The sequence below is a fragment of the Deltaproteobacteria bacterium genome, from assembly GCA_016874735.1.
Taxonomy (GTDB): domain Bacteria; phylum Bdellovibrionota_B; class Oligoflexia; order Oligoflexales; family CAIYRB01; genus CAIYRB01.
Genome location: VGTI01000007.1, coordinates 1 through 13,519 on the forward strand (window position 1 = coordinate 1; position 13,519 = coordinate 13,519).

Sequence of the window (13,519 nt, forward strand, 5' to 3'; positions counted from 1 at the left end):
AAGGCCACCAAAAGGCGGACGGTCACTCCTCCCTGCGCAGCAGATACTAGCAATGCGACTAAGTTTTTACAATCACAGGAAGGCGCAGCGCGCTTGTGGAGCGTTTTTTAATATCTCGTTCTCAACCCTGAGCTGCTTCACTTCTTCCCGCAGGCGACGATTCTCGTCCAGGGCGTCTAGTCGCTTCTCTGCGTTTTCCAGCTCACCATCCTCCATCAACTCCGAGCGCCACTTGGACAGATACTGCGGGGAAATCCCAAGCTCATCCGCCACCTCGCCTACCGTGATGCCCTCTTTCTGGGACATGGCGACAGCCTTCTTCTTAAACTCTAGAGGATAGCTCTTTCTAACCTTCTTCCGTCCCATTCTGAAACCTCCGTAGAATGATGAGTCATTATACAGAGTGTCCGGTGATATGGGGCCACTTCAAACACCGACTTGATAGACAATCGGCAGTTCAGTGAGTTAAACCGCTGTATGAATGTCACCAGCGTTAAGGTATTTATCTGTACGTCATCAAAGTGCATGCCATCTCGCAGTCATCACAAAACAAGCCAATCATCTGGAACTTCGGAGACCTTAATTTGGAGTTCAGGATCAGGTACAGTAAATTGCCGATTATTTTGGATCAGCTCTTTCAATTTTTTAACTACGATAGATCTTTTTTGGGCTTTATTCCAAGCGACTAATAACTTGATTTTTATCGGATCTCCCACGTGGAATCCGATTATGCTTTCCCGATTTTGGGGAAGATCAATAGTCTGAGTTGAAAGCGTACCAATAGCGCGACCTCGTCTGATCAAATTCAAGCAAAATTCCCGATGATCGGTGTTTACAACCTCCCGCGAATAGATTCCAGCTTGCTGGAGCCGGCTAACGACAGCGTTATTAATCTCTAAATCCCAATTGGTCCGTACTAACGGCAGCACTCTCAGAATTTTGAGCGGATCGCGAAATTTTTTGTAAATCGATTTTGCGCAGGAGAATGCGATTTCGAACTCACCAATTTCAGCATATTCGATGCCGGGGATCTCTGGTGAGGATAGCAAAATCGCCCAGTCGATTTCGTTGCAAATGAGTCGCTCTAAAAGTCGACTTGAAAGCACTTCGCGGATTGTGGTGACTATCCCAAAGGGGGCGAACGTATCCCAGTAATCGCAGACAAAATTCATACCAACCAACAGACTAGTTTCTGGCATGCCAACTTTGACCGTCTGGCCGCCTAGTTGATGTGGTGTCATCATCTCCAACATTTTGTGGCCAGCACTAAAAATAGTTTTTGCATGCTCAAAAAGAGCAAAACCATCATCTGTAAGACCGAGAGATCGATGCTGGCGAATAAACAAATTGAGTCCTAGTAAAGATTCCAGGCTTTTGATCTGCTCGCTAATGGTTGGAACTGACACGCCAAGGCGCTTCGCTGCTTGACTCATAGAAAGTGACTTGCCAACCTCATAAAAGCAATAAAACTGGTTCCAGTTTACATCTTTGAGGTTCATGCTGTTAGGCTTCTTTTCGTTGCAATTAGTCTTTCAATGGAAATCGAATTAGGTAAATCCTAATCTAGCCATAATGTCAATGGATGTAAATCTGAACTACTACCGATGTTTCTTCGCTACCGATTTATAGCTCTCAATTCCTGCTGTAATAGGGACTCCGATCGTCCCAGTCACTTGGCCGTGGCGGGTCCTGCCTATTGCAGTATCAGAGAAACGCATTTGCTGTAGTTCGGCTCTTTAGTCTGGAAAAGTGTGCGAAATCACAGGGTCGGTTTAGTTGGGTTAGATTGGGCATATCCGAGGTAAAGTTCTAAATTAGGTAACGCGATGATCCAGCAACGTGATTAGTAACTTTATTCTTGGGCGCTAGGGATTCATTTGAAAACGCCAATGTGGGTCTCCAGTCCGAAGTAACGCTAGAGCATAGTATTTGCGTTCATCGAGCCACCATTGATCGATTGAAAAACCACATGCATCAGCATATCTCTGAAGTGCATCTTTCGTGAACTTGCGAGAATTTTCTGTATGGATGCTTTCACCTGCAGCCAAAGTGAACATGCGATCTTTGACCGTGACCGTCTGACGGGTGGTACTCACTAAATGCATTTCAATTCTAGAATGCATCTGATTGTATCTAACTACATGCCTAAATTTATTTAAATCAAAATCACCACCCAATTCATTATTAATTCGGTGGAGCAAGTTTTTATTGAAATTAGCAGTCACACCATTTTTATCAGCATAGGCCGGAATTAAAATTGACTCAGGTTTTACCAAATCGCAACCAAGCAAAAGGTATCCACGCCCACCTAATATTTTTTGACAGAAATTTATAACTTGCAGGGCCTCCGCTTCCGATAAATTCCCAATCGTCGATCCAGGAAAAAAGACCATAGGGGTGTAATTGTGGTCTGGATAAAACGCGGAGAGACTCTCAATCTGCAAATAATCGGCGCATACAGCCGTAACATCAATGTTCGGAAAGTCTCTTGCCAAAGCAAAAGCATCTTCAAAAAGTGCATCGCGGGAGATATCGATGGGCATATATGCACTTATCTCAGGTAAAACTTGCAAAAGATTTCGAAACTTATAACTGGAAGCACCACCCAACTCTACCACTAGTAAAGGGCTTTGATTGGCATCAATGCGTGATGAAAGTGATCTAATGATCGACATCTCAGTTCGCGTGACATAGTACTCATCCAATTGACAAATCTGATCAAATATCTCGGATCCTCTTCGATCATAGAAATACTTTGGAGAAATTGACTTCTGTTCTCGTTCGAGTCCCGCGAGCACATCAGTGGCAAAGTCTGAACTTTGGGGAGAAAGATCTATGGTCTTCAAATTTGCAAGAGTCACTTTGATCACCGTTTCACTAAGGTAAGTTTTCTATGACCGATTGAAATAGGGAGGAACCCGCACGACCTATACCTTTGTCCCAGAGGTCAGACGTAGTGTCGAAAAGTCGGATCCCTCCCCGGACAGGAGATGCCTCGGTATCGTTGCCATACCGAGTGACCACTGTAGTCAGTTTATTCGCGTAGCTTGTTGCTGCATTCTGTTATTTGACAGGTTCGGTGGTTTTTGTGTCAGCTGGCGATGATTCCCCCGTTGGTTGTTTTGCCGATTCTGTCGGCTTTGAGGTTTCGACCTTTATTGCCTCTTTGGTCTTATTCTTGGCTTCCGTGCTACTAGGGGCATTTTTTTTCTTGGACTTGCCTTTTGTTTTTTCTACTTCAGCCTTAGGAGCTTCAGCCTTAGGAGCTTCAGCCTTAGGAGCTTCAGCCTTAGGAGCTTCAGCCTCAGGAGCTTCAGCCTTAGGAGCTTCAGCCTTAGGAGCTTCAGCCTTGAGGTCGTTACCTGAATCTTTAGAAGCTCCTGCGACCCGTGATTTTGTCACTGGAGGGGAAATGCCTTCTTTTTGTCCGCAGTCCTTAGATGTACCCACGCAACCCACAGAAAAACCCAACATTAGACTCAGTCCCAGAAACTTCGAACTTCTCAAAAACATCTTCTTCTCCCCCCAAACAATTGCATAAGCCTGTTCTATTAACTCATAGTCCATGAAACGCCAAATCAGGTCAAACACATGAGATTTAGAGTTAGGTAAAACCTAACTGTATTTTGGCTAAACATGATTTGTAAAATAACAAAACGATGCATATGCAAGACATTAACTCGAGCCAATTTTAATGTTTTTACTACATCGCTAAAAATCATTCGTTGATGAGGGGTGCGAACTAAGCCCTGCCGAAAAAATATTTGGCGTGCGAGATTGATTAGGCTAGTCACGCGCGCCATGCCTAAGCCTATTTGCAGTAGGATTGTCTCAAGAATGGAAGAGATGGTCGACATTTCAATAGAGTACCGTTGCCCTCACGACCATTTCATAGCGTCTCATACCAGCCAGGGCTAGCCGCAAATGCAGCGTTGATAAGACCAACGTGTGAATAGGTTTGAGGGAAATTACCTAGTTGAAATCCTGTCTTTGATTCGAAATGTTCCGCAAATAAACCTAGATTCGTTGCGCATTTCAACGTTGATTTTATTATTTCTCGACTCAATTGCTGCTGACTAGCTAAAGCATATGCATGAGCCATCCAGAAAGAACAGACGACAAACGGATCCTCCGGTGCGCCAAAGTCATCTTGCCGCCGATAGCGGTACAGTAAATACCGGTCCGCTTCACCTGAACCGTCCCGGACCTGCAAGCCCTCTGCAATCGCCTTTAAGGTCGAAAATGTGAGATTCGGATCCGGAAACCTTAACGGTGCCATCAGAAGCATAGACGCATCTAGGCTTGGGTCACTAGGGCTGTTGCGCACACTTCCATCCACTACTGCCGCACGTATCCTGCCTACCGCGCGATCCCGAGCCAAGTTAGCGGTCGAAATGAGTTCTGTTGACGGCGCATTTATTTTGCGAGATGTAGCCAGGTTTAGCCAGCGATCTAGTCCCGCCCAGCTCATTAAATTTGTGAATGAATGCTCCAGTTGGATACCGCGCATTTCCCATAGACCAGCGTCTTTTTTGCCGACAACGTCGACGCATTTACTGGCAAGCCAATGCATAGTTCTGTCCAATTGAGTCGAGCGTAAGTGATGGAATCGCTCGTCAAGAAATATTGGCGCTAAACTAAGTATCAACTCACCGTATACATCATTTTGAACCTGAGCAGCGGCAGCATTGTTGGTTCTCACCGGACTTGAATTTAGATAACCTGTCCACTGCCTGTGTTCCACCTCAGGCAGCGGTATCTTCTGATCGATGGAATAAACTGGCAGCAAGTTGTCATTGAAGTTCACTATATTCAGAATAAACTGGAGAAAACGCTCCATCTCGTCAAAATGACCCAGTTGATGAAGCGCATTTAATGTAAATGCAGCGTCTCTTATCCAGCAAAGCCTGTAGTCCCAATTGCGGACGCCTCCCCTTTTTTCGGGCAAACTTGTGGTCGTAGCTGCAATGATAGCCCCGGTGTCCTCGTAACAATGAAGTTTGAGTGTGAGAGCCGATCTGATCACTTCTTCCTGAAAAAGCGTGGGAATCGAGCAGTGCTTGACCCAGGTGCGCCAGTAGTGCTCAGTCCGCGTACAAAAGTCTTGGGAAACCTGCTTAAGATCCGCCTCCAGAGGCATATCCCATAGAATCGCTAAATAGGCGGTCTCCTGGAGCAAAAAGGACTCGCCTGAAAGTAGATAAGTTAAAGGAATATTGGTCACCACTCGCAATTGTCCAGTCGTCATTTCGTAACGTATGTGGCTATTGCCTCGGAGTGGCTGAAGCTGAGTTTTATTCCAGCCATCGATGGGGTTGCATTTCACATTGATGCGAATTCCAGTCTCTAAAGGCTCGATGATTCGAAAAACAGAAGCGGGCCTGTACATGCGTCCATGCTGCTCGAATCGAGGGCAAAAGTCTTTGATCTTGATTACGGGCTTTTGATGGTGATCGAATTCAGTCACCAAGATGTTGGTGTTTTTCAAGTAGGCTTGCCGACTGGCATCAAAAGACTGGGGCTTCGACTCAAGGTATCCAGCCTTGGTATCGAGCAGCCTACCAAAGATCGGGGGGCTATCCAGACGGGGCATACAAAGCCAGTTGATAGTGCCATCCCGTTCAACAAGTGCTGAGACCTGGCAGTTGCCTATCAGACCGAAATTATACATAATCCTCCCTAGGGGCTGTTATTATTTTGATATCAAAATAATTGGCGGGGTGGAAGGTGAAGTTCTTGCTCAGGTTCCTTTTGCCGCTAGCATTGGTGCTAGGTTGTATTCTCGTAGCAGCGGCTCCATTTGTAGACCGTTTGATTACTAAATGGTTTACCCGTGATCTCGATATCCGTGCCAGATTAATTTCGAATGTATTGGATGAGCCGCTGTCAGTCCTATTGGCCGACTCAACGCCCTCCAGTCGACTAAAGATAAAGAAGATCCTCACAAAAGTGACTCAAGATGAGCGCCTATTGGCAATCGCTCTCTGCGAAGATTCTGGAGAGATACTAATTCAGACTGATTTGTTTCCAAGTCAGTTGGGCTGTAGTGGGTTGGGTAATTCTCAACTGGTTGCGGGGAACACGTATCATTTGCCAAATGGCGATGTGCACGTTGCTACCTTTGAGACAGTCATTGATGATAAACCAGTTAACACCTACGCAAATGTTAATAGCTCAAGCCCAGGCGATACAGGACGGAGAATTCGCGTCCTTTTGCTCCATGATTTAAGTTTTGCCTCGCGGCGCAGTGAGGATACAAAGTTTTACTTGTTTCTTCTTTTTCTGTTCATGGGCCTAGTGACATCAGCGATTACAATATTGGTCGCTAGATGGAGTAGGGCTTCATGGGTCAAATCAGTACGCCAGTTGGTTGGTGGTGTTCGTAACACTCAAGGCAGGCCTGAGAGTATAAATGAAAATCGTGATTTTCTACCAATCCTTAAGGATTTAAAGGGTTTAGTTCGCGATCTTGAATCAGCGAACACGGGAGCAATTGGTCCCGTTGGTGAGTGGGACGCTCAAGCACTTAGAAGCATTTTGACAGAGAAATTGTCAGAGGATGAGATTCTTGTTTTATCAAATCGGCAACCGTATATCCACAACAGAAGTGGCGACAAGATAGAGGTTCAATCGCCAGCCAGCGGTCTTGTTACGGCCCTAGAACCCATTTTGAAAGCGTGTTCGGGTGTGTGGATTGCCCACGGAAACGGAACTGCCGATGGTGAGGTTGTTGACGACCAAGACCGCATAGCCGTGCCGCCGGGTCGTCCTCAGTATGATATTCACCGAGTCTGGCTAACCGCCGAGGAGGAGCATGGATATTATTACGGCCTCGCCAATGAGGGTATTTGGCCGTTGTGTCACATAGCTCATACACGCCCAATTTTTCGCCAGTCGGATTGGGCACAGTATGTAGCAGTGAATAAGAAATTTGCTGAGGCCGCAATTAAGGACTCAAAAACTGAAGATCCAGTCATTCTTGTGCAGGATTACCATTTTTCGATGGTACCTAGGCTGATCAGAGAGCGGTTACCCAGGGCGACCATTATCACGTTCTGGCATATTCCATGGCCAAATGCGGAGTCCTTTGGCATTTGTCCTTGGCGGCAGGAAATCCTTGAGGGATTACTCGGGAGTTCGATCATTGGATTTCATACACAGTTCCACTGCAATAATTTCATGGAGAGTTGTGACCGATACCTAGAGTCCCGCGTTGATCGAGAGGTTGATTCGATTTCGTATCGGGGTGAGGTGACTGAGGTGAGGCCGTATCCCATATCTATCGAGTGGCCTCCGGAGAGGATGGCAGATGTCTCCGATGGTGCGGAATGCCGAAGGACGATCAAGTTAAAGTATGGCCTGAAAAATAACGTGAAGATTGGCATTGGTGTGGATCGCTTAGACTACACCAAAGGGCTTATTGAACGTTTTCGAGCCGTAGAGCGCTTTTTGGAGCTCTTTCCGCAGTGGATTGGGGAATTTGTTTTTATTCAAATTGCGGCACCATCGCGTTCGAACATTACTGCCTATCATCGATTCGCCGATGACTTGAGGTTGGTTGTTGAGGAGATTAATAGTCGCTTCGGCAGGCCAGGCTATTATCCAATTATATTGGTAGAGTCCCATCACGATCCACTAGATGTTTTTGCCCATATGCGCGCTGCCGACCTGTGTATGGTTACAAGCCTGCATGATGGAATGAATTTAGTGGCAAAAGAGTTTGTTGCGGCACGGGAAGACGAACAAGGAGTATTGATTCTAAGCATGTTCGCTGGCGCCTCTAGAGAACTCGCTGAGGCACTGGTTGTAAATCCATACGATGCTGAATTGTGCGCCTATGCATTGGCGACAGCACTCACTATGCCTGTATCTGAGCAGCGAGATCGGATGCGCACACTGCGAGCTATCGTTAAGGAGCGAAATGTCTATCGTTGGGCGGGTCGGATGTTGATAGATGCTTCACGTATGAGAGCAAGAAATCGTTTTATGGGCCGAGTTAAGGAGTTCTATCAAGGCAACGGCGAGAGTATAGATCCAGATCGAGTCAGATTTGCACGTGCGCTTTCGAGTATCGATATTATCGGTGGCAGAGGGGTTATAAGAATATGAAGTATTTACTTGGAGTTGATGGCGTTCGGGCTCTTGAGGCTTTTGCAATGGCTAATACGCTAGTCGCATTTGATTATGATGGTACGCTTGCCCCTATCGTTGAAAACCCAAGAGATGCAAAAATGGGTCAGCAAACTAGAATCCTTCTCGATGAAATTGTTTGCATGGCCCCGGTTGCTATCATATCCGGGCGAGCACGAGATGATTTGCGTAATATTATCGACGCAAAAGTTGATTTTTTCATCGGTAACCACGGACTCGAAGGATTGCCGAGCGGATCAGCATCACTAAAGAACGCGAACTCGGCCACACAGAAATGGAGCGAAGTACTCAGAAGCGATTTGGATTTTAATGGCGTCTGGGTTGAGGACAAGGTGTACAGTCTGGCTGTACACTACCGTAGTGCAGAGGATAAGCGATTTGTTAAGGGTGAAATTCTGCGGATCTGTTCGCAGCTGGATCCGGCACCACGAATTGTTATGGGTAAGTTCGTGGTAAATCTAATTTCGGCTGGTTCGCCCCACAAGGGAGTTGCGCTGCTCGAGTTGATGTTGAAGGTTGGATGTCGATCCGCCGTTTATTTTGGTGACGATGATAATGATGAAGATGTTTTTAGATTAAGTGATGAAAGCCTATTGACTGTTCGAGTCGGCAACAACACAAACTCGGCTGCTCTCTTCTACATCAAGGACCAGGGTGAAATTGATCGAGCGCTATCGATCATGGCGCGCGTCATGCGTGATTCTGGCAAGCCTAAACGACAGTCTTTCGACTGTGTCGGGATTCTAGATGCAAATAGACCAAATTAAGATAAAGGCCAGTGCTGCTAACTTTAATGGACGTAGTTTTTTTACTGCTCTTATAGAGTTGAGTGTCGACCTGCATAATCTCAACGCTCGGGTACAGCGAGTGTGCGGAGTATCGTTGGTGCAATGGATGGTGCTCAATAGAATTTTAGACCAACCGGGTATTTCAGCAGGGTCGTTAGCAGAGACCACAGGAGTGCACCCAAGTACCTTAACCCCGACCATCACGAGACTAGAGGCAGCAGGGTATATTTACATTCAGGATCGACCTACGGATTTGCGACGACGTATGCTCCTCGGGAGTCGGGATGGGGTTCTTAAAAATAACCGATGCATAGCCTACTTGGAATCAATCATAGGTTCGATTTGTGAGGCTGACAGGCTTGAGAATGAAGCTAGAGGGCTCGCCTCAGTGGCTAAACATCTGATAAAAAATATGGTATAAAATCCACAAGTTAGGGTGACACCATGCTGCCAGTTTATGTTGAGCTGATCTTATTGACGGGCGCAATTTTATTTATCGGCTCCCTGCTTGTTCGTTACGCTGAGAGCCTGTCGGAGATCACTGGTATCGGACAAATATTTATCGGCAGTATTGTCCTTGCAGGTGCAACGTCGCTTCCAGAACTTGCAGTCGATGCTCATGCTGTCCTAAAGGGTATGCCAAATCTTGCAGTCGGCGACTTGTTTGGTAGTTGTCTGTTCAATCTACTTATTTTGGCTGTCGCTGACTTGATCCACAAGGAAAGGGGAGCGATGTTTGGGCCCGCTGCTGCTCGACATGCGCTATCTGGCGTGTTGAGTATTGCGATGGTGAGTATCGTCGCGATGATGGTGCTACTTTCTAAATTCGACCGTCATCTAACAATTGGTGGCTTGGGTTCTGGGCCAATCATTGTTGGGATTGTTTATATATTTGGGTCCAGAATAATATATAGAGACGCTTTGAGATCTGGTCAAATAAAGACGTCAATTAATCTAAAATTAAATATGTCACACCCCCTTTGGGGTGTGCTGATTAAATACGCCTTATGCACCATAGCTCTGCTGATTGTGGCGCCAGAATTAGCTAGAGTTGCAGATCAGATAGCAACCAACTCAAACCTTGGCCGCACCTTTATAGGTACCACTTTGGTTGCAGGTATCACTTCGATGCCGGAAATGGTCGCAACTATCATTGCAGTGAGACGTGGTTCGTTTGGGCTAGCCGCAGGGAATATATTCGGCAGCAATGCATTCAATATGGTCATCTTATTGCCATTGGATGCGCTTTTTCCCGGTGATTTGTTAGGCAAAGTCGATTTTTCTCATATGATCACATGTCTTTCCGTTGTGTTCATTACTTCGATAGCTGTGTCAGCTCAGTTGTATCAAGTCGCTCAACGTCGGCGCTTTATTGATCCAGATGCATGGGTGGTTATTGGTCTAGTGATAACGGCGCTTTTTTTACTATATTTGACGCATGACTTTGCTGGGGTTTTTTAATTACACTCAGCAAATAGCGCTCGTTCTTTTTCGACATCGCGTACTGATTCTAGACTTCCTAACGTGCCCAATTCAGTCAGGGTTTAGGGACGATATTGACGGACTCTGTTTCAGCATCAAAAACGAGTATCACCGTACCTGATCGTAACTGGCGCATCACTTGATTGATTTTGGCTTCAAGTGAAACTTCATGATCACCGTAATCGGTACCTTCCCGAGTGATGAAGTTTTCGATCACGTTGCGGAGGGTGTCTTGTTCCAGTAAGTCGATAGGTATCTGCATGATATAGCGCGCTGACCTCGTTTTTTTTCCGATTTGGGAGTGTGAAAGGTGTCACCGTTAACGATCCTGAGACAGGTGAACCTCTAGATAACTCAGTTATGTTGAGGGAACCTGTCAGTTCTGAGGTTTGCACCCAGATTTTTCGATATACCATAAAATACTAAAAATATTGAAATAATATAATCCTCTAAAGATTTCGTCTCATTTTGCCGAAAGATATTTTTGCGAGCGCTCCGGTTAGCGTAGTGCTCTTTAGGCTGGGCTTGCACCAGCGCGTAGAGGCAGAACGGTCTAAACACACCAGAGAGACACTGCCTTTATGACTTTGATGCGACACACTCTGCAATCTTTCAGAGCCGTTGGGCTCTGCGCGATCGTTTTGGGCGCGTCGGTTTTGCCATGGGGCTGCTCCAAACAGGATAAAGGGCTCGCCGCAGCAAAGTCGGTTGATCTTCGGAGCGGCAACAAATGTGACAAGGGTGGTGCCTGCGAAGCAAATTTGGGTAACGTCACCAAGGCGGAGAGCTTACTGAGTTTGGATAAACTACTTGAGAGCGTTCAACCTCTGAGCGACGAGGCTGCCATCAAGTACCTCATCAGTCAGTGTGCCACGTGTCACGATACCAAGACTGGTTCTGTGCCTAGCTTTTGGCCGATGGAGCTGGATAGTTTCAGCAAACAGACTTTGATTGTCGACACAGCCGCCCCCAAAGTGTTCGCCTCAGTCCTCTTTAAGGCTCGAGATCTCATGGGTACTAAGCCGGAACCAATGCCCCTGGGGCAGATGTCACCTGAGGCTAAAGCACAGTTACTGCCATTGGTGAAATGGATGACCATCGAGATGCCAGCGGCTGTTCAGGATGCACTGCCGATCTTGTCCGGTAGCGAGCTGAAAAATGAAATTGGCAACGTAGGCGTGATCCTGAACTTCAAATGTACCCAGCCGTCGACCGCGAGAGAATTTATCCGCCGGCTGATCAATGATGCGTTTAGTCGAGAGCCTCTTGAATCTGAGTTTAAACTTGCGACAGGCCCTCTCGATGACCCAGTCTCTGAGGCAGATCGCCGAGCGCTCAGTGCGCGTATCCTGAGTGATGCTGCTTGGAAGGCCGAGTTCGAGGGTAAAACGCTGCGTAAGTTTGCCAATAAGCTCTCAGGAAGTGGCAGCATCAAGCCCTTCGACAGCGTGATTAGCGCCGTACAAGCAGATGATCTCAAGCAGGAATTTTATCAGCTTTTGCTGACCGCCTACGACAAAACTAGTTACAGGGACATCTTACTCGGCTCTGATGTGATGGTCACTCCCAATACGGCAGCTCTTTATGGATGCCAGGTTCCGCAGTCAGGTTGGACCCCGTGCACGATGGCCTCTCCACGGGGGTCTTATTTTACAACTTTCGGCTATCTAAGGTCGAAGCCTAGTTCCTTCCTGAACGGTAACAACAATTACGGACGTGCTGCGCTCATGCAGTACGTACTCAAAGGCGACGTACTAAAACCTGGTTTAGATGGTGTCAAAGGCGGAGCCGACATTAATCCTCTCCCTGCTTGTCTTAAGACTAAGGATTTCCGCGGGGAAAAAGGTTCAGCCACTGTAGCTTGGATGGGGAGTTCTGCAATCCCAATGTCTGCAAACCTTTGTCAGAGTTGCCATATCGATCGGCACATGGCAGCGGGTTCGATTTTGTTCAGGCCCTTTAACGTCTTCGGTAAGATATATGGCAAAGACGCCAACATCGATAGCAGTGACCCAGATTTTGCCACGGCTACCAGTCAACATATGGTCAATCAGCTGAATCTGACGGGTCCTATGCAAGCAGTGACGGCGGACTTCTTGAAAAGTCTACTCGATGTCGATGAGACAGAACAGGCATGTATCGGCGCTTCAAGTAACGCTGGCAACGAAGTCATCATGAACTCGGTCAAGGATCTAGCTGCCTACATGGTTGGTAGCGACGGGCGTATCGTCGCGGGTGGTTTAGCGCGGCACTTACCAAGGGCCCTTAGTAACCTTTCCACAACAACGGAAGAGGTTATCGTCAAAGTCAAGGAGGCTTCCGAATCTGGGAAGGGTTTGCTGGCTCCCATGATCACAGCTTATTTTGGCACCGAGACCTTTGCATGCAAGAGGTAACGAGATGATATTCAGGGTTTCTATAGTTAAACTATTAGTCTTCACGATCGCATTCGTAGGGTGCTCTCGTGATGATAGAGCAAAGATAACCAGCTTAGTCAAAAAAAAACCAGGATCCACGCCGGCGGTTTCGCCGGTGGCGGAGGAGCGTATCGTACAACGTGACATCAGTAGCTCCGGTGCGGGATTTCAAGTTAAAGATGTTATGTTGCTTCGTAGTTCAGTGGAGAGCTGTGTTGGTCCTGATATGCTTAAGGTGACTACTGATATGCTTATGCCCGATAACCTGAGTTCGACCCCAAAGGGAGCTGACGGCCGCATTCGTTTTCTTCTACCAATTCAATACGCGAGCAACGATGATATCATCGATAAGGAGAGAGGTAATTTGCTCGATCTCGAAGCGGGTTCGCGTACCAGTGTCTCGGCGGATGGATTGACCGACACATATCTCAGATCTTTGGAGACGATTGGCAACGTCGTGGCTCATAACTGTGCACCGAATAATCCTAACTGCAGCTGTGCGGGCAAGGAGCAGGCTCTGGCGATGATGACAAGGTGTCTGCCGGGCATTAACCCGAATACAATTGAGATGACCGAATCAGCAGCACTGTTGGGTGCTATATGTGCCGAAGGTGTTGATGGGATGCGTACCGCAGTGGCTTCACTCATTGCGTCTTACGCCTTCGCATTAGCGAGATAACA

Annotated in this window: 12 protein-coding genes; 6 read left to right on the forward strand and 6 right to left on the reverse strand. The window is 47.0% G+C overall.

The annotated features are described in order from the left end of the window. Nucleotides 1-72: 72 nt before the first annotated feature. The 5 genes from FJ146_05995 to FJ146_06015 all read right to left on the reverse strand — a co-directional run bounded on the left by FJ146_05995 (nt 73) and on the right by FJ146_06015 (nt 5,671). A complete protein-coding gene (locus FJ146_05995; protein ID MBM4251503.1) occupies nt 73-366 on the reverse strand; it encodes a transposase in 294 nt (97 codons plus the stop codon). A 176-nt stretch (nt 367-542) separates the two neighbouring features. Next, on the reverse strand, nt 543-1,499 hold the full coding sequence (locus FJ146_06000) for a LysR family transcriptional regulator (GenBank protein ID MBM4251504.1): 957 nt from the start codon (nt 1,497-1,499) through the stop codon (nt 543-545). Between the two features lie 366 nt (nt 1,500-1,865). After that, a complete protein-coding gene (gene egtD / locus FJ146_06005) occupies nt 1,866-2,870 on the reverse strand; it encodes an L-histidine N(alpha)-methyltransferase (GenBank protein MBM4251505.1) in 1,005 nt (334 codons plus the stop codon). Nucleotides 2,871-3,063: 193 nt separating this feature from the next. Further along, nucleotides 3,064-3,513, reverse strand: a complete 450-nt coding sequence (locus FJ146_06010) for a hypothetical protein (GenBank protein ID MBM4251506.1) — start codon at nt 3,511-3,513, stop codon at nt 3,064-3,066. 376 nt (nt 3,514-3,889) lie between these two features. Then, nucleotides 3,890-5,671: a glycoside hydrolase family 15 protein gene (locus tag FJ146_06015; GenBank protein MBM4251507.1), complete on the reverse strand. Its 1,782-nt coding sequence runs from the start codon at nt 5,669-5,671 to the stop codon at nt 3,890-3,892. Nucleotides 5,672-5,727: 56 nt separating this feature from the next. Here FJ146_06015 and FJ146_06020 point away from each other — a divergent pair, with 56 nt between their 5' ends. Genes FJ146_06020 through FJ146_06035 form a run of 4 tightly spaced genes read left to right on the forward strand, consistent with a single transcriptional unit; the run spans nt 5,728 to nt 10,400 of the window. Then, complete coding sequence (locus FJ146_06020; protein ID MBM4251508.1) at nt 5,728-8,109, forward strand: trehalose-6-phosphate synthase; 2,382 nt, start codon at nt 5,728-5,730, stop codon at nt 8,107-8,109. After that, nucleotides 8,106-8,918 carry a trehalose-phosphatase gene (gene otsB / locus FJ146_06025; protein MBM4251509.1) on the forward strand — a complete coding sequence of 271 codons (813 nt, stop codon included), beginning with the start codon at nt 8,106-8,108 and terminating at the stop codon, nt 8,916-8,918. The genes FJ146_06020 and otsB overlap by 4 nt, the downstream gene beginning before the upstream one ends. Then, the gene (locus FJ146_06030) at nt 8,899-9,360 is read left to right on the forward strand and encodes a MarR family transcriptional regulator (GenBank protein ID MBM4251510.1); all 462 of its coding nucleotides are present in this window, start codon (nt 8,899-8,901) and stop codon (nt 9,358-9,360) included. Before otsB ends, FJ146_06030 begins: the two co-directional genes overlap by 20 nt. Before the next feature lie 23 nt (nt 9,361-9,383). Next, nucleotides 9,384-10,400 (forward strand): hypothetical protein, encoded by a 1,017-nt coding sequence (locus tag FJ146_06035; GenBank protein ID MBM4251511.1) that lies wholly within the window; start codon nt 9,384-9,386, stop codon nt 10,398-10,400. Between the two features lie 76 nt (nt 10,401-10,476). Here the strand turns inward: FJ146_06035 and FJ146_06040 are convergent, their stop codons facing one another. Continuing rightward, a complete protein-coding gene (locus FJ146_06040) occupies nt 10,477-10,683 on the reverse strand; it encodes a YheU family protein (protein MBM4251512.1) in 207 nt (68 codons plus the stop codon). A gap of 319 nt (nt 10,684-11,002) precedes the next feature. Between FJ146_06040 and FJ146_06045 the strand changes: the two genes are divergently transcribed. Both FJ146_06045 and FJ146_06050 read left to right on the forward strand, forming a co-directional pair. Next, nucleotides 11,003-12,817: a hypothetical protein gene (locus tag FJ146_06045; protein ID MBM4251513.1), complete on the forward strand. Its 1,815-nt coding sequence runs from the start codon at nt 11,003-11,005 to the stop codon at nt 12,815-12,817. A 4-nt stretch (nt 12,818-12,821) separates the two neighbouring features. Next, on the forward strand, nt 12,822-13,517 hold the full coding sequence (locus tag FJ146_06050) for a hypothetical protein (protein ID MBM4251514.1): 696 nt from the start codon (nt 12,822-12,824) through the stop codon (nt 13,515-13,517). The last annotated feature ends 2 nt before the right edge of the window (nt 13,518-13,519 follow it).